A 14,615-nucleotide genomic window follows, 5' to 3' on the forward strand; every position below is an offset into this window, starting at 1 on the left:
TCCCGTGCCGCGGACCTCGAAGACGGGGATGGTCACGGGTAGCATGTCAAGTGGTCCCGCAGAACGGCCGTCATGACGATTGCCCGGTGATTTCCGCCGTCGCGCGTCGCTTCCGGCGGGTTGTTCCGTATCGTCCAGGGTGGACGGCCGCTGTGCGGAAGTCGGGGGTTTCCCGCCGTTCACCGGTGGGAAACGAGATGGGGACCACCCCGTGTCGAACCCGTGTCCGACGTGGTACACGGGCACGGGTGGGAGAGGATGGCGGCGTGACCAAGGGGCAGAGGATCGCGGCGGCGTGGGCCGGGTTGGACGCGCGAGGCTTGACCGAGCAGGTCCGACTGCTGGTCAAGGCCGGTGACGGCGACTCGCGGGCGGTCTGGGCCGCGGTGTGCGTCGACCCGGTGCTCGCGGCCAGGGTCAGGGGCGCGCTGTCGGGGCTCAAGGCGGAGTTCCGGGGCCACCGCGACGAGGCCATGTGGCTGTTGTGGATCACCCGCGCCCAGCAGCACCTCACCGCGCCGCCGAAGCCGGTCGTGCGCGAGGAGCCCGCGGAGCCCGAGCCCGCCGAGCAGACGCTGGTCATCGAGCGCGTCGTGGAGCAGCACTCCGAGCGGGCGTTCGACCAGCCGTTCACGCACCGCGTGGAGCAGCCGGCCGAGCAGACCGCGGTCATCGAGCGCGTCGACCGCCCGCGACCCGCGATCCCGGGCGTGCTCTTCCAGGAACCGCTGCCCAACGCGGGCTGAGCCGGGCGGCGAGCCCTCGCGCTCCCGGGCGGAGGGCCGGTCCGACGGCGGCAGGCGGGTCCACCCGATCTCTGCTTCCGGCGTCACGGCTGGGCCGTGCCGGTGAAACCCCGTGCGACCTGCACTTGCCTTCGGGTCGACCGTCGGACCGACCGCTCTTCGGGGGAATACCCACCCGACCGGAGAAGATCACCCCCGGCCGGGTGTCGGCACGTCCGCTCAGTCCTCGGGGTTCCGGATCGCGCCCGCCACCGAGCCGCCCGCCTCGTCCGCGGACTGACCTCGTGCGACGGCCTCGGACCGCGCCCGCTCGTCCACCTCGGGCACCGACTCCGGGGTCGTCACGCCGTCGTCCGGCGGCACGGGCCGGTCGTCCTCGGGCTGCTCCTCGGCGAGCCGCTCGTCCAGGGTGCGGGCGTGCGCCTGCTCGTACGGGGTCGTGCCGTACTTGTCCGCCGCCGTCCAGTGCTCGGGCGGGTCCATGCCCGCCTCCAGGGGGTCGAGCTTGAGGCGATCCTCGTCCAGGTCCTCGGCGCTGCTCGGCGGCACGCCCAACTTGTCGTCGGCCATGCCGCCGGATACCCCCGCCGGACCTCGGTCAGTCCTCCGCGCGGACCGCCTTCACCGCCTGCTCGCGGGTGTCGTGCAACGGCAGGAGCTTGTCCATCGCGGTGACCTCCAGCGATCGCCGCACGCTCGACCCGGACACCAGGTGCACCGGCGGGCCGTCGGTCGACGCGCGGTGCTCGCGCAGGCGGGCCAGGGCGGCGATGCCGGACGAGGCGAAGAAGGTCACGCCCGACAGGTCGAGGACCAGGCCGGTGGAGGAGTCGAGCAGGTCGACGGCGGCGGTGCGCAGGTCGTCGCTGTTGGACATGTCGATTTCGCCGACCACCACGAGCACGGCGATGCCGTCGACGTGCTCCGCGGTCAGTCCTGGGGTGTTCGGTTGCGTCACCCGACCATGATGCCGCGCGGCGGTGCGTTCGACACGACAGAACATGACGGTGGCTCGCGTAGGGGTGTAACGCCGGCGGTGCGAAGATCGACCTCCGGAGCATGAAACCCCTGCTCGCGGCCCTGTCGGCGGTCCTCCTGCTGACCGCCTGCACGACCACCGTCACGGGTGCCGGATCCGGTTCGGGAACCCGGACGACGACCGCCGCGGCACGCACCACGACCGGCACGACCGCGGCGCCGACCACCGGCACGACCACCGCCGCCCCGACCACGTCCACGACCGCGCGGTCGGCCGCGCCGCCGTCGATCGACGAGAGCGCGCCCGCCCGGTACTGCGACCGGCCGTTCACCGGCGCGCTGGGCAAGGAGATGCTCGCCGTGGTGGTCGAGACGCCGGCCGGGCGACTGACGTGCGACCAGGCCGGCGCGGTGCTGTTCGACTACTACGCCCAGCGCTCCGAGCCCCGGACCGGGCTGCCGCCGATCATGGTGGGAACGTTGTCCTGCAACCAGGTCGCGGAGGGACAGCTGCCCCAGGTGGTGTGCGCGGACGAGGACAACCTCGTCTACTCCATGTGGCCGCAGCGCTGATCCGCCCCTTCGCCGAAGCCGTAACGCGCACCCGTCCATGGTCGACAAGTCCACGTGTCTCGTCGGTGGTGGGGGATCCTGGTCCTGGCCTTCGGGTTCGGGGCAGCCGTGGTCGGGGTGGTGGTGTCCGCCGAACCGGAACCGCTGGCCGGCCGCGCGCTGGCCGCGCCCGGCGGGTACACGCCGCCGCTGACCGAGTCCGCCGCCAAGTCCCTGGCCAACGACCTCACCAGCGGTGACCTCACCCGCGTCCGGACCGCCCTCGCGGTGCCCGTGGACCAGCCGCTCGACGACGGCGCGGTCACCGGGCTGAAGGCGCTGGCGCCGGTTCTGTTCGACGTGGGCACGTTCCACGACGACGCGAACGGCACCGCCCGGATCACCGCCGAGGTCGGCGGCCGACCGTGGACCGTGCGCCTGGTGTCCGACGCCGGCCGCTGGAAGGTCAGCGGCACGGAGCCGGTCCGGTGACCCGGCGGCCGACCAGCCCGTCCGGCGGCCTGCCCGCGGCCGGGTCACCCGCGGTGGCCTTACCCGTGGTCGCCCTGCTCGTGACCGCCCTGTGCGCGGGCACGCCGACGCCACCCGTCTCGGCCGCGCCGGACGGCTGCACGCCCGTCCTCACCGACGGCCAGGACGCGTCCCGCCGCCCCGTCGTGCTGGTGCACGGCTGGCTCGGCGACCCGCTCTCCCGCGCCGCCACCGTGCTCCGGCAACGACTGGGCGACCGCGTCACCACCTACGAGTTCGACTACGGCGCCCGATCGCTCGCCTGGGCGTCGGACGTCGCCGACTGCCTGGCGGGCTACCTGGCCGCCGTCTCGAAGCTCCACCGCGACACCAGGGGCGACGGGCAGGTGGTCGTCGTCGCGCACTCGACCGGCGCGGAGGCCGTCCGCTACGCCCTGCGCGGCCAAGCCCGCGACGTGCCCCGGGTGATCACCGTCGGCGCGCCGGACCTGGGCACGCCGTGGGGCGGCACCGGACTGGCCACCGCCTGGCAGCAGGCCAACGCCCGAGGCCGCACACCACCGTCGACCGCGGACGGCGCCCGCTGCCTGGCCCCGCACGACAAGGGTGGCGCGCTGCCCCAGGGCTGCGGCGACCTGCCGCCCTGGCTGCCCGCCGGCACCGGCCTGCACCAGATCGCCGCGGACGTCACCGTTGACCGGACGCTGTTCGGGGTCGGGCTGTACTCGCTCGACCTCGGCGGCGACGGGATGGTCCCGGTGACCTCCGCGCACGGGTACCCCACCTCGGGACCGGGCGAGACCTCCGGGGTCGTGGTGACCACGTCGGTCCACCGGTGCCGGGTGGACTACGCCGCGCTGTTCGAGGACGTGCGCGAACAGCGCGGAACGGCCGCGGCCCTGGGCTTGGACCAGGTGCCGGGCAAGGGCGCGACCGCCGTCCCGATCACGCCGGCGGTCGGCGACCTCCTCGTCGCGGCCACCCGGACGGCGTCCTGCTCCCAGGCCCGTCAGATGGCCGACGACAAGGTGCTGGCACAGGTCGGCGACGCCGTGTCGGCGGCGGCCGACGACCTGCGCGGCCCGACGGGCGCGACCCCGGCGGACTACCGCTCCGACTCGACCGTCGAGCAGTACTTCTTCCGCTCGCCGTCGGGCCGGTTCGCCTGCGGCGTCGTCGCCCAACCCCTCTCCGCGGGGTGCCGTGGCGACACCGCGCCCACCCCGCCGCGCCCGAGCTCGTGCGCGGCGGACGTCGAGTGGGGCAAGGGGCTGTCGGTCGACGCCGCGGGCGCGGTCGACTTCCTCTGCGGCGGTGGCGCGGTGTACTCCGACGGCGGCGAGGCGAAGGTGCTGCCGTACGGGGCGCAGTTGAGCGCCCTGGGGTTCACCTGCGTGTCGCGCGAGGACGGTGTGCGCTGCTCGCACGACACGACGGGCCACGGGTTCCGGATCGCGGCCGAGTCCCACGAGCGGTTCTGAACCCGGTCCGCCGGATCAGCCCCGCCGCAGCCGCCTGGTCAGCTCGGCCACCAGTTCGTCGTCGCTCAACTCGCCCGGGTCCGGCCGGGTGCGCGTCTGCCGCGCCTCCTGCTCGGTGATCAACCCCGCCGCGACCATCACCTCGAGCGGACTGGCGTCGAACACGCCGGCGATGGCCCTGGCGGCTTCCAGGGACGCCGACTTGCCCTTGCGCCAGTCGGTGAAGCGGCTGCGGTCGATCCCCGCCCGGCGGGCCAGCTCGCCGGTCGAGATGCCGCGGTACTCGAGGTTCTTCTCGATGTAGTCCCACCACGTCGAGGGTGTGTTCTCGGCTTCCGTCACGGCGCTGATGTTACGTGCGCCCGCGCAACGTTTGTCAGGCACACCGCTCTAATTTACCGCAGATGGGCTATCTACTTTCACCCGAAAGCATGGCCGTGCCGGCGCAACAATAATGTCGTGTGCCCACAACTAATGTTGCGTGCGCACACCCGCCGGCCTACTCTCCGCCCGAACAAAAGAAAGTCGCCGGACCCCCACACAGCACGAGGCGGGCCATGCCACACACCATTCGGCTCCGTGCCGTCGCGTTCGCCAAAGCGGCACGGCTCGCGGGCTTCAGCTCCGACTACGCGCTCGCCAAGGCGATGGACCTCAACCGCTCGACCGTCACGCGCGTCCGCGGCGGCGAACTCCAACCGGGCCCCGCGTTCATCGGCGGCGCGCTCACCGCGCTGGCGCCGATGCAGTTCGACGACCTCTTCGAGGTGGTCTGAGCCTCAGGCGGCTTCGGCCTTCTCGGTGAACGGGTCGTTGGAGGACGTGAAGAGCATCCACAGCAGCACCGCCACGACCAGGCCGCTGGTCACGAACACCGGGAAGACCAGGTCGAACACCGTCATGCCCTGTGGCGCGGTCATGTTCGCGTCGCCGTTGACGTGCACGGCCGCCATGCCGGCGTAGTGCATGCCGGTGACCGCGACGCCCATGATCAACCCGGCCGCGACGCCGGCGCCGTTGGTCTTGACGACCAGGGTGAACCAGAACGCGGCGGTGGCCGCCACGATCGCGATGACCACCGAGGCGATCACCAGCGGCTGGCTGTAGGCGATCTCGCCCTTGAACCGGATCGCGGACATGCCCATGTAGTGCATGCCCGCCACACCGACGCCCGCGAGCACGCCGGCGATGACCAGCCGGGTCTTGCTGAACTCCCACAGGGTGACCAGCGACAGGCCGATGCCGACCACGACGACCGCGATCACGGCGGACAGCAGCGTGAGGCCCGCGTCGTACTTGATCACCGCGCCGGGGATGTCGAAGCCGAGCATCGCGATGAAGTGCATCAGCCAGATCGCGATGCCGCCGATCGCGAACGCGCCGAACACGGTCCAGAGCAGCTTCGCCTTGATCGTCTTCTCGGCACGCGCCCGCGCCATGCAGGACAACCCGATCAGGGAACCGATCACCGCGATGGCGAAGGCGATCACCAGTGTCCACGGACCGGACGAGAAGTGTTGCATCTGGGCGTGGTTCACGGCGGCACCGATCCCTGGGGTTGATGTTTGCGGCGATCTTTACTAACCCGCTGTCACCAGATTTGCCAGGGTTAGTCCAGGTGAGTTCACCTACTTGAGACTTATTCCACTTCGTTGGTGACTCTGTGCGTTCATTAGGGCACCGAACGATTTCACCCGACCCGGAATTGTCGTACCCCGCCGGCAACCTCGTCCGCACGAGCCCGGACCAGCACCGGGCCGAACGACGAGCACGGGAGGTCGGACATGGAGTGGCCGGACGCGGAGTGGGCCGGGTGGGAGGACGCGGCCGAGCTGCGCGCGCTGCTCGACGCGGGCGCGGACGCGCAGTGGGACGCGGAGCGCGGCGTGCCGCCGCTGCACGTGGCGGTGCGGTACGGCAGCACCGAGGTCGTGGCCGAACTCGCGGCGCGGGTGCCGGACGTCGACGTGCCGCACGAGGGCGCGACGCCGCTGTGGACGGCGGTGTTCCTCGGCGACACCGCGATGGCGCGGGCGCTGTGGCGTGCGGGCGCGGATCCGTGGCGCGAGGTGTTCGCCGGCTGGTCACCCGGTCGGCTGAACCTCGTCGGAGTGATACCGGACCTCTTCGGCCCGGCCCCGCCGGACGTGCGGCTGACCTACGAGGAGGAGTCGGCGGCGCGCGCCGCGCCGGGGTTGGTCTCCGCGCTGGCCGACGTCTGGCTCGAGGGCACCGGGCTGGCCTGCGTGTCCGGGGTCACGGCGGCCGGCGCGATCCGCCGACTGGGCGCCGAGGTGCTGCCGGAGGTGTCGTCCGGCTCCGGCGTGCCACCGGACGTCTGGGACCACCCGCGGTACGGCGAGGGCGCCGTCGTGGGCGTCACGGACGTGCCGGGCGGGTGCGTGCTGACCCAGCCGTGGGGGTACGCGCCGTCGACGACGGAGGTCGTGGAGCCGCTGTCGGTCGGGACGGTGTGCTACGCGATCTACGCCAACCCGGCGAGCGGCGACCGGGGCCGGATCGCGGTCGACGGCCGGGAGACCCACCACGACCGCACGCCGTGCGACGAGCCGTGGCAGGGCTCGACGGCGCGCGAGGTGCTGATGTCCTACCTGGTCCCGGAGGGCACGGCCGCGTACGCGTGCGGCTTCGCCGGCCTGCGCCCGACAGACCCCCGCTCGCTCACCGGCCCGCCGGACGCGTGGCTGCGCCTACCGCCGCCGAGGAGGTGACGTCCACCGAGCCCGCACACCGAATCGGCGAAGAACACCGTCACCAACACCACGAACCCGTTCCGGCGACCGGCATTCCGATCACCCGATCGCCATCCCGAAACGCACACCACCGACTCCCGGCGTGATCGCCCTGTCGGCGGGCGACACCGATGACCGAGAAGCGGAGCGGCCGGCATCCGCACCTCGTTCGCCGGGTTGCCGTCCTCGCGGTTACTCGCCGCGGAGCCGACACCCGAAATGCAGTTCGACCAAGAGGAGGAGATTGCCGAAGAAGATCGATCCGAATTCGTCCGGACCCGTCACCCGGCCGAAGCCGACCACCCACCCGCCGAAACCAACCCGCCCGACACCACCGCGATCCCGGCCGTAGTCGCTCTTGGCCGACCCGGCGGACCAGTCGCACAAGGGTGCGATCCACCCCTCCGACCCGCCGCCGGCCGATATCCGACATCACCTCCGACAAGCACTCCCACCGCCCCGGAAAACCCACCGCGAGGCCATTTCGGAACGTTGCCCACAGGCAACGCGCCGCCCTTCCCCAACCCCTCACACAACCCGACGAAAGGAGTCAATCCGACCAAACCGACACCTGCCGCCCCACTCGGCACGTCACACCCCGGTAGGGGCGCCGGTCGACTCGACGCGCGAAGTCACCGGCCCCCCGACCGAAAGCCCGCCGACGCGCCTGACACACCGGCGGCGATCACCAGGCGGCCATCACACAGAGGTCGGCCGAGTCCTGCCCTCATGAGCCGGACGAGCGGACGGAACAACCGGTCCCGAAACCACTCGCCCGACTCAGGCTGGCCGCCCGGTGTCCGCCAACGGGTGCCCACCGATCGCCGGCCGCGGGTCGCAGTCGCAGTCGTGCATCGCAGGCGCGGTCGTGCATCGCGGTTGTGGGTCACAGGGGCACAGGCATGGCTGTGGATTGTGGCTGTGACCGTCGCGGCTGTGGGCGGGGAGGTGGGACGTGCCGGGCTGTGGGTGCGTGGCGGATCAGGGAATCGGGTTCAACCGCACGGGAAGGGAGGACAGGCGCCAGGTGCCCGGGTCGGCTGCGGGCTGGGGTGGGGTGGTGGTGGTCAGGTTCGGGTAGCGGGTGAAGAGGCGGGTCAGGGCAACTTCGGTTTCGACCAGGGCCACCGAGGCTCCCAGGCAGAAGTGGGGGCCGTGGCCGAAGTTGAGCTGGGTGCGTTCCTGGCGGGTCACGTCGAGGGTGTCCGGGTTCGGGAAGGCTCGGGGGTCGTGGCAGGCCGAGGCGACCGCCGCCAGGACCGCGTCGCCCTTCTTCACCGGCACGCCGGCGACGTCGGCGTCCTCGCGGGCGTACCTCGGGACGGTGAGCAGGGTCGGGCCGGTGAAGCGGCTCAGTTCCTCGACCGCTCGGGGCCACAGGGACGGGGTGGACCTGAGGGTGGCCAGTTGGTCGGGGTTCGCCAGCAGGGCGGCGACCGAGTTGCCGATCAGGTTGGCCGGGGTCTGGCCCGCGAGGACCAGGTGCCAGACGAGGGTGACCAATTCGGTCTCGTCCAGCTTCTCGCCCTCGACCGCGATCAGGTCGGACACGACGTCGTCGCCCGGCTCGACGCGCTTGCGGGCGACGAGGTCGCGGGCGGCGTCGACGATCGCCGGGATCGCCTCGATGAAGGCCTTGCCGTCACCCGAGGAGATCGCGCGGCCGTAGTGGCGCCAGTGGGCGCGGTCGGCGGACGGGACGCCCACCAGTTCGCAGATCACGTCGACCGGCAGCGGTCGGGCGAAGGCGTCCAGCAGGTCGACCTCGTTCGGGAGGTCGTCCAGCAGGGCGTCGACCAGCGGTTCGATCCGCGGGCGGTACTCCTGCGCGCGGCGGGCGGTGAAGGCGGGTGACACCAGTCGGCGCAACCGCAGGTGCTCGGGTCCGTCGAGTTCGGACATCGTGCGCAGGTAGCGCAGGCAGTGCTCCGGGATGCCGGGCGGGCGCAGGAAGCTGGCGGAGTTGACCTCGAACCGGGGGTCGGTCAGCACTGCCCGCACGTCGTCGTGCCGGGTCACCGCGACCATCGCGCCGAGGCCGGGTGCGCGCACGGTGGTCACCGGGCCCTGCTCGCGGGCACGGGCGTAGGCGGCGAGGGGATCGAGCAGCACGTTCGGGTCGGTCAGGTCGAAGTCGCTGGTCACGGGCGATGCCTCGCATTCAGATGATGAGAACATGTGTTGTGAGCATCTGAATGATAGCCATATCTTGGGCTCATGAGGCTCAGCAGGGCGCAGGCGCAGGACCGGAACCGGGCGAAGGTGCTGGCGGCGGCGCGCGAGGAGTTCGCCGAGCGCGGCTTCCGCGAGGCGAAGGTGGACGCGATCGCCGAGCGGGCCGAGCTGACGCGGGGCGCGGTCTACTCGAACTTCCCCGGCAAGCGGGCGCTGTACTTCGCCGTGCTGGCCGAGGAGGCGGTGGTGGGCGGGGTCGGCGAGCCCGGGTTGTCCGCCAGGGAGGCGATGGGCGCGTTCGCGCGGTCGTGGGTGTCGCGGCTGCCGCTGTCCACCGACGACCGGCGGTGGCTCGCCGCCGACCTGGTGCCCGAGGTGCTGTCCGACGAGGTGACGCGGCGGGCGTTCGGGCCGTTGACGCACCTGGGCGCGATCCTGCTGGGGTTGGCGCTGGAGGGGTTCGGGCCGGGTCGGGCGGTGCGGGTCGCGGAGGCGGCGCTGACGACGTTGCACGGCGCGAGCACGCTCGCCGCGGCGGCGCCGGGCTTCGGCGAGCCGTTCAACGTGGTGCGCGCGTGCGAGCAGCTGGTCGACCTGGACCTGGGCGACGAGTGGGGTCCGGTGCCGATCGTGGCCGAGGCGTTCGCGGTGGACGAGCCGTGGGCGGCGGGTCAGGGGGTCGACCTGGTGACCGGTGAGCCGGTCGAACTGGGCGACGACGGGGTGGTGTCGGTGCTCGGAACGCGCTGGTTGGCGTCGGCCGAGCAGCCGGTGCGGCTGGGGTTGCCGACGACGGTCGTGGTGGTGACCGACGTGCCGGCCGAGCTCAACCCGCTGGCCCGGTTGGCGGTGGCGGACGTGGCGGTCCACCTGCGCGGGGCGTTCCCGCGGTCGATCTGGCCCCGGCTGCGGGTGGTGGTGGACGACGGCGGCGCGCTCGCGGCCCGGGCAGGGGTGCGGCACCCGGACGGCGAAACCGAGGTCGCGGTCCGGGTTCGCGGTGGTCGGGTGGTGGCGCGTGCCGAGGGCCGCGGGGCGGGGCACGCGGTCGGCACGCTCCGCGTCGCGAAGCGGACGGCGGGGGGCGGCGAGCCGGAAGACGGGCGGGGCGGTGGAGCGGCGAGCGCGCGGGAGGGTGCGAGTCGGGAGGGCGTGCGCCGGGAGGCGCGGGAGGACGACACCACCGAGGTGTGACGGCGGGTGTCGGCCCGGCTGGGTCGTGGGACCCGGGTGCCGCGGGCTCGGCGGGGCGGTCGGGTTGTCGGGACCGGGCGACAGGGGCTCGGCGGGGCGGCCGGGTTGTCGGGACCGGGTGACGGGGCTGGCGGGGCGTTGGGTCGTCGGACCCGAGTGACGGCTCGGCGGGGCGGTCGGGTCGGCGGGACCGGGCGACGGGGGCTGGGCGGATGTGGTGGTGGGGCGGGGTTTCGGGGTGGTCAGGCCTGGTCGCCGAGGCTGGTCAGGACGGTGCGGAGGGTGTCGGCCAGGGTGGTGCGCTCGGCCGGGGTCAGGGCGGCCAGGAGACGGTGCTCGGTGGCCAGGTGGTCGGGCAGGACCCGGTCGACCAGGGCGAGGCCGGTCGGGGTCAGGGAGACCAGGACGCCTCGGCCGTCCTCGGTGTTGGGGGTTCTGGTGACCAGGCCTCGGGATTCCAGGCGGTCCAGGCGTTGGGTGATCGCGCCCGAGGTGACCATCGAGGCGCGCATCAGCTCCGTCGGGGTGAGGTGGTGCGGCGGGGCGCTGCGGCGCAGGGTGGCGAGGACGTCGAAGCTCGCGCGGTCCAGGTCGTGGCGGGCGAAGGTGGCCTTCAGCTCCGCGTCGACGTGTTTCGCGAGCCTGCTCAGCCTGCCCACCACCGCCATCGGCGAGACGTCCAGGTCCGGGCGGCGGGCGTGCCACTGGCTGAGCACGAGGTCGACGTGGTCCATCCCGTTAGCTTAGTGGTGAGCTAGTTCACCGGTCAGTTAGCTTAGCGATAAGCTACTTTGGCCGGGTGCTCACCTACCTGCTCACCGCGCTCGCCCCGGCCGTGTGGGGCACGACGTACTACGTGACCACGGAGTTCCTGCCACCGGACCGCCCGCTGCTCGCGAGCCTCCTGCGCGCCCTGCCCGCCGGGCTGCTGCTCGTCCTCTGGACCCGCAGGCTCCCGTCCGGCGTGTGGTGGTGGCGGTCGCTGGTGCTGGGCGCGCTGAACATCGGGGCGTTCTTCCCGCTGCTGTTCGTCGCCGCCTACCGGCTGCCCGGCGGCGTGGCCGCGACCGTGGGCGCCGTGCAGCCGCTGATCGTCGCCGGGCTGTCGACCGCGCTCCTCGGCACGAGGTTGCGCGCGCGCACCGTTCTCGCCGGGATCGCCGGAGTCGTCGGCGTGAGTCTGCTGGTGTTGCGCGCGGGCGCGCGGTTGGACGCGGTGGGAGTGCTCGCGGCGCTCGGGGGCGCGGTCGTGATGGCGTTGGGCGTGGTGCTGAGCAAGCGCTGGACCTCGCCCGCGCCGCTGCTCGCGACCACCGGCTGGCAATTGGTGGCAGGCGGTCTGCTGTTGTTGCCGGTCACGTTCTTCGCGGAGGGATTTCCCGATCGGCTTTCCGGCGCGAATGTCGGCGGATACGCGTACCTGACGCTCGTCGGCGCGGCCGCGGCGTACGCGTTGTGGTTTCGGGGAATCACGCTGCTGCCCGCGACGACGGTGTCGTTCCTCGGTCTGCTGAGCCCGCTCGTGGCCACGGTCGTGGGCTGGGCCGCCCTGGGCCAGGACCTCACGGCGTGGCAACTGCTCGGCGCGCTGGTCGTCGTCGCGGCACTCGTGTGGCACACCCGCGGCGGCACCGTCGGGGCCGGCGCACCCGACCGACTGCCCCGCGCCGACCGCGAGGCGACCGGGCGCGTCCGGTTCGACGCCCTCCGGGGACGGGACCTACCCGGCCGACGTCGGCAGTGACGGACCCCGGTAGGGCAGCGTCTCGGTGTAGACGATGTTCGTGGTGGTGCTGCCGAACGCGGTCAGGTCGTTCACCACCTTCTCCAGGTGCGCCATGGAGGTCGCGGCGACCTTGAGCGTGTAGCAGTCCTCACCGGTGGTGCGCAGGCACTCCAGCACCTCACCGCGCTCGGCCAGCAGCGCGTGCAGCGGCTCGTGCCGGTTGCCGGGGTACTTCAGCCGCACCACGGCGAGCACCGCGTACCCGAGCTTGCCGAGGTCGACGTCCGCGCGGTAGCCGGTGATCACGCCGTCGGACTCCAGCCGCTTGACCCGCTCGGTCACCGCCGACGCGCTCAGGTTGACCCGCCGGCCCAACTCGGTGAGCGCGAGCCGGCCGTCGCGTTGCAACTCGCCGAGGATCGCCCAGTCCGTCGAATCCAGATTCCCGGTCACACCCGGAAACTACCGTGGATTTCCCGGCGGACGGCCCACAACGCCGCAAGGCGGGCCTTCACCACCGACCCGCGCCGCCCTAGCCTTGATCAGGTGCGGATCGGTGTGAACGTGCCCAACTTCGGGCCCGGCACCTCGCCCGACGTGCTCAGGTCCTGGGCGCGGACGGTGGAGGGGCTGGGTTTCGACCTGCTGATGGTGTCGGACCACCTGGTGGTCACCGACGACGTGGCGGCGCAGTACCCCGCGCCGTTCTACGAGCCCTTCACGACGCTGTCGTGGCTCGCCGGCGTGACCGAGGGGATCACGCTCGGCACCACGGTCGTCGTGGTCCCCTACCGGCACCCGCTGGCACTGGCCCGGATGGCGGCCAACCTGCACCGGCTGTCCGGCGGCCGGTTCGTGCTGGGTGTCGGCGTCGGGTGGGCGCGACGGGAGTACGAGGCGTTGGGGGTGTCGTACTCCCGCCGCGGCGCGCTCACCGACGACGCGCTGCGGGTGGTCCGGGAAGCCTGGGCCGACCCCGGCTACGAGGTCGACCACCTGCCGATCTGGGTGGGCGGCCACTCGCCCGCCGCGCTGCGCCGCGTCACCGAGCACGGCGACGCGTGGCACCCGCTGCACCTGAGCCGCGAGCAGCTCGCCGAGGGGTGGGCGGCGCTCGACGGTCCCGCGTTGGCGCCGCGGATCGCGTTGCGGCTCACCGAACGGCCCCTGGAGCGGCGGCGGCTCGGCGAGGGCACCCTGGACCAGGTGTTGGACGACCTGGCGTGGTTGCGCGACCTCGGCGCGGACACGACCGTGCTGGACCCGTTCCTCGGCGACCCCGACGAGACGCGGCACCCCGAGGTGGCCTGGCAGGCGCTGGCCACCGTGCGAAAGGAGTTCCGGTGATCGACCACCTCACCCGCGCGATCGTGCTGGCCCGCGAGGCGCGCGAGTCCGGCAACCCGCCGTTCGGCTCGCTGCTCGTCGGCCCGGACGGGTTGGTGCTGAAGGAGGAGCGCAACACCACGGTGTCCGAACAGGACATCTCGGCCCACCCCGAGCTGAAGCTGGCCCGCTGGGCGGCGCGCGAGCTGACGCCGGAGGTCGCGGCCGGCACCACGATGTTCACCAGCTGCCAGCCGTGCGGCATGTGCGAGGGCGCGATCGCCCGGTCCGGGCTCGGCAAGGTCGTGTTCGCGCTGTCGGCCGAGCAGCTGAACGGGCTCAAGCCCGGCGGCGGGTTCCCGCCCGTGCCGCAGGAGGGTCCGAGCCACTACGACGCGGCGAGCGCGGCCGTCGCGGGCTACTACACCTGAGCCCGGTCCCGCGCGACGAGGCCGAAGGTGTTGGGCGGGAACGACTTCCCGCCCAACACCTGGAGCACGGAGCTCTGCGTCGACCAGTACGGCAGCACCTCGGCGCGGGCGAACCGGGCGCGCGCCACGGAGAGCAGCGCGTGCTCGTCCACCCCCTGGCGCACCACGTGGTACTCCACGGTGTCCGACGGGTTGTCGTCCTCGTACCGCCCGGCGAGCCGGCGCCCGACCGTCCGCAGCCCGCGCGCCAGCTCGCCCTGCCCCACCCGCCACGCCAGGTACGAGCCGCGGTCGGCGAGCCGCGCGGCCCTGCTCTGCCGGGGGTAGAACAGCGGGTCTTGGAACGACACGAACGCGCCGCCCGGCCGAACCCGAGCCAGAAACCCCCGCACCGCACCGAGGTAGTCCGGGATGTGGTGCAGCACGGACACGCACACCACCACGTCGACGGGTGGTCCGGCGAGCCCCGCCCGCCCGCTCTCGTCGTGCACCACCGTCACCGCCGGGTTGTGCCGGTACCGGCTCGCCAGCACGTCCGCGCTGGCCCGGCTCATCTCCGTCACCTCGACCCGCGCGCCCAGCGCCACCAGGTGGTCGGTGAACGGGCCGTGCCCGGCGCCGACCTCCAGCACCGCGCAGCGCCCCGACGCGTCGAGCACCTCGCCGACCACGTCCTGCAACGCCGCCTTCACCCGTTCGCGCAAGACCGCGTGTTTCAGGTGGGGCGAGCCGGGGAGGTAGTCATACCCTGCGGAGTAGAC

The 14,615-nt window shown here is 72.7% G+C and carries 18 protein-coding genes; 10 read left to right on the top strand and 8 right to left on the bottom strand.

Annotation, left to right across the window (positions count from 1 at the left end):
- Positions 1–266 precede the first annotated feature (266 nt).
- Entirely contained in the window at positions 267–746 is a 480-nt protein-coding gene (locus AB0G50_RS29230) for a hypothetical protein (RefSeq protein ID WP_360114712.1), read from the top strand.
- A gap of 219 nt (positions 747–965) precedes the next feature.
- On the opposite strand, the gene AB0G50_RS29235 is transcribed toward AB0G50_RS29230, so the two are convergent.
- Complete coding sequence (locus AB0G50_RS29235) at positions 966–1,316, bottom strand: hypothetical protein (protein ID WP_360114714.1); 351 nt, start codon at positions 1,314–1,316, stop codon at positions 966–968.
- 28 nt (positions 1,317–1,344) lie between these two features.
- Positions 1,345–1,704 (bottom strand): STAS domain-containing protein, encoded by a 360-nt coding sequence (locus AB0G50_RS29240; RefSeq protein ID WP_360114717.1) that lies wholly within the window; start codon positions 1,702–1,704, stop codon positions 1,345–1,347.
- A gap of 101 nt (positions 1,705–1,805) precedes the next feature.
- Here AB0G50_RS29240 and AB0G50_RS29245 point away from each other — a divergent pair, with 101 nt between their 5' ends.
- Genes AB0G50_RS29245 through AB0G50_RS29255 form a run of 3 tightly spaced genes read left to right on the top strand, consistent with a single transcriptional unit; the run spans position 1,806 to position 4,249 of the window.
- Positions 1,806–2,297, top strand: coding sequence for a hypothetical protein (locus AB0G50_RS29245; RefSeq protein WP_360114719.1), 492 nt, complete (start codon positions 1,806–1,808; stop codon positions 2,295–2,297).
- Between the two features lie 54 nt (positions 2,298–2,351).
- Positions 2,352–2,768: a hypothetical protein gene (locus AB0G50_RS29250; protein ID WP_360114722.1), complete on the top strand. Its 417-nt coding sequence runs from the start codon at positions 2,352–2,354 to the stop codon at positions 2,766–2,768.
- Complete coding sequence (locus tag AB0G50_RS29255; RefSeq protein WP_360114725.1) at positions 2,765–4,249, top strand: DUF6636 domain-containing protein; 1,485 nt, start codon at positions 2,765–2,767, stop codon at positions 4,247–4,249. The genes AB0G50_RS29250 and AB0G50_RS29255 overlap by 4 nt, the downstream gene beginning before the upstream one ends.
- A gap of 15 nt (positions 4,250–4,264) precedes the next feature.
- Here the strand turns inward: AB0G50_RS29255 and AB0G50_RS29260 are convergent, their stop codons facing one another.
- On the bottom strand, positions 4,265–4,591 hold the full coding sequence (locus tag AB0G50_RS29260) for a helix-turn-helix transcriptional regulator (RefSeq protein ID WP_360114728.1): 327 nt from the start codon (positions 4,589–4,591) through the stop codon (positions 4,265–4,267).
- 215 nt (positions 4,592–4,806) lie between these two features.
- On the opposite strand from AB0G50_RS29260, the gene AB0G50_RS29265 reads away from it, so the two are divergent.
- The gene (locus tag AB0G50_RS29265) at positions 4,807–5,025 is read left to right on the top strand and encodes a transcriptional regulator (RefSeq protein ID WP_360114731.1); all 219 of its coding nucleotides are present in this window, start codon (positions 4,807–4,809) and stop codon (positions 5,023–5,025) included.
- A gap of 3 nt (positions 5,026–5,028) precedes the next feature.
- Here AB0G50_RS29265 and AB0G50_RS29270 read toward each other — a convergent pair whose 3' ends face one another.
- The gene (locus tag AB0G50_RS29270) at positions 5,029–5,739 is read right to left on the bottom strand and encodes an MHYT domain-containing protein (RefSeq protein WP_360114734.1); all 711 of its coding nucleotides are present in this window, start codon (positions 5,737–5,739) and stop codon (positions 5,029–5,031) included.
- Positions 5,740–6,033: 294 nt separating this feature from the next.
- Between AB0G50_RS29270 and AB0G50_RS29275 the strand changes: the two genes are divergently transcribed.
- Positions 6,034–6,981, top strand: coding sequence for an ankyrin repeat domain-containing protein (locus AB0G50_RS29275; protein ID WP_360114737.1), 948 nt, complete (start codon positions 6,034–6,036; stop codon positions 6,979–6,981).
- A 1,002-nt stretch (positions 6,982–7,983) separates the two neighbouring features.
- On the opposite strand, the gene AB0G50_RS29280 is transcribed toward AB0G50_RS29275, so the two are convergent.
- Positions 7,984–9,147 carry a cytochrome P450 gene (locus AB0G50_RS29280; protein ID WP_360114740.1) on the bottom strand — a complete coding sequence of 388 codons (1,164 nt, stop codon included), beginning with the start codon at positions 9,145–9,147 and terminating at the stop codon, positions 7,984–7,986.
- 72 nt (positions 9,148–9,219) lie between these two features.
- On the opposite strand from AB0G50_RS29280, the gene AB0G50_RS29285 reads away from it, so the two are divergent.
- Positions 9,220–10,371, top strand: a complete 1,152-nt coding sequence (locus AB0G50_RS29285; RefSeq protein WP_360114743.1) for a helix-turn-helix domain-containing protein — start codon at positions 9,220–9,222, stop codon at positions 10,369–10,371.
- Between the two features lie 242 nt (positions 10,372–10,613).
- Here the strand turns inward: AB0G50_RS29285 and AB0G50_RS29290 are convergent, their stop codons facing one another.
- The gene (locus AB0G50_RS29290) at positions 10,614–11,105 is read right to left on the bottom strand and encodes a MarR family transcriptional regulator (protein WP_360114746.1); all 492 of its coding nucleotides are present in this window, start codon (positions 11,103–11,105) and stop codon (positions 10,614–10,616) included.
- A gap of 65 nt (positions 11,106–11,170) precedes the next feature.
- Here AB0G50_RS29290 and AB0G50_RS29295 point away from each other — a divergent pair, with 65 nt between their 5' ends.
- Positions 11,171–12,115, top strand: a complete 945-nt coding sequence (locus AB0G50_RS29295) for an EamA family transporter (protein ID WP_360114749.1) — start codon at positions 11,171–11,173, stop codon at positions 12,113–12,115.
- Here AB0G50_RS29295 and AB0G50_RS29300 read toward each other — a convergent pair.
- Entirely contained in the window at positions 12,092–12,550 is a 459-nt protein-coding gene (locus AB0G50_RS29300; protein WP_360114752.1) for an Lrp/AsnC family transcriptional regulator, read from the bottom strand. The two genes, AB0G50_RS29295 and AB0G50_RS29300, sit on opposite strands and share 24 nt — an antisense overlap.
- A gap of 93 nt (positions 12,551–12,643) precedes the next feature.
- Between AB0G50_RS29300 and AB0G50_RS29305 the strand changes: the two genes are divergently transcribed.
- Both AB0G50_RS29305 and AB0G50_RS29310 read left to right on the top strand, forming a co-directional pair.
- Positions 12,644–13,444, top strand: coding sequence for an LLM class flavin-dependent oxidoreductase (locus AB0G50_RS29305; RefSeq protein WP_360114755.1), 801 nt, complete (start codon positions 12,644–12,646; stop codon positions 13,442–13,444).
- On the top strand, positions 13,441–13,854 hold the full coding sequence (locus tag AB0G50_RS29310; protein ID WP_360114758.1) for a nucleoside deaminase: 414 nt from the start codon (positions 13,441–13,443) through the stop codon (positions 13,852–13,854). Before AB0G50_RS29305 ends, AB0G50_RS29310 begins: the two co-directional genes overlap by 4 nt.
- Here the strand turns inward: AB0G50_RS29310 and AB0G50_RS29315 are convergent.
- On the bottom strand, positions 13,845–14,558 hold the full coding sequence (locus tag AB0G50_RS29315; protein ID WP_360114761.1) for a methyltransferase domain-containing protein: 714 nt from the start codon (positions 14,556–14,558) through the stop codon (positions 13,845–13,847). The two genes, AB0G50_RS29310 and AB0G50_RS29315, sit on opposite strands and share 10 nt — an antisense overlap.
- Positions 14,559–14,615 lie beyond the last annotated feature (57 nt).

Origin of the sequence: Actinosynnema sp. NPDC020468 (genome assembly GCF_040642015.1) — a bacterium.
GTDB lineage: Bacteria > Actinomycetota > Actinomycetes > Mycobacteriales > Pseudonocardiaceae > Actinosynnema.

Bases quoted from the DNA above. Each gene is read 5' to 3' on its own strand.
- AB0G50_RS29235 (WP_360114714.1), bottom strand. From the start codon at position 1,316: ATGGCCGACGACAAGTTGGGCGTGCCGCCGAGCAGCGCCGAGGACCTG.
- AB0G50_RS29245 (WP_360114719.1), top strand. From the start codon at position 1,806: ATGAAACCCCTGCTCGCGGCCCTGTCGGCGGTCCTCCTGCTGACCGCC.
- AB0G50_RS29265 (WP_360114731.1), top strand. From the start codon at position 4,807: ATGCCACACACCATTCGGCTCCGTGCCGTCGCGTTCGCCAAAGCGGCA.
- AB0G50_RS29275 (WP_360114737.1), top strand. From the start codon at position 6,034: ATGGAGTGGCCGGACGCGGAGTGGGCCGGGTGGGAGGACGCGGCCGAG.
- AB0G50_RS29285 (WP_360114743.1), top strand. From the start codon at position 9,220: ATGAGGCTCAGCAGGGCGCAGGCGCAGGACCGGAACCGGGCGAAGGTG.
- AB0G50_RS29290 (WP_360114746.1), bottom strand. From the start codon at position 11,105: ATGGACCACGTCGACCTCGTGCTCAGCCAGTGGCACGCCCGCCGCCCG.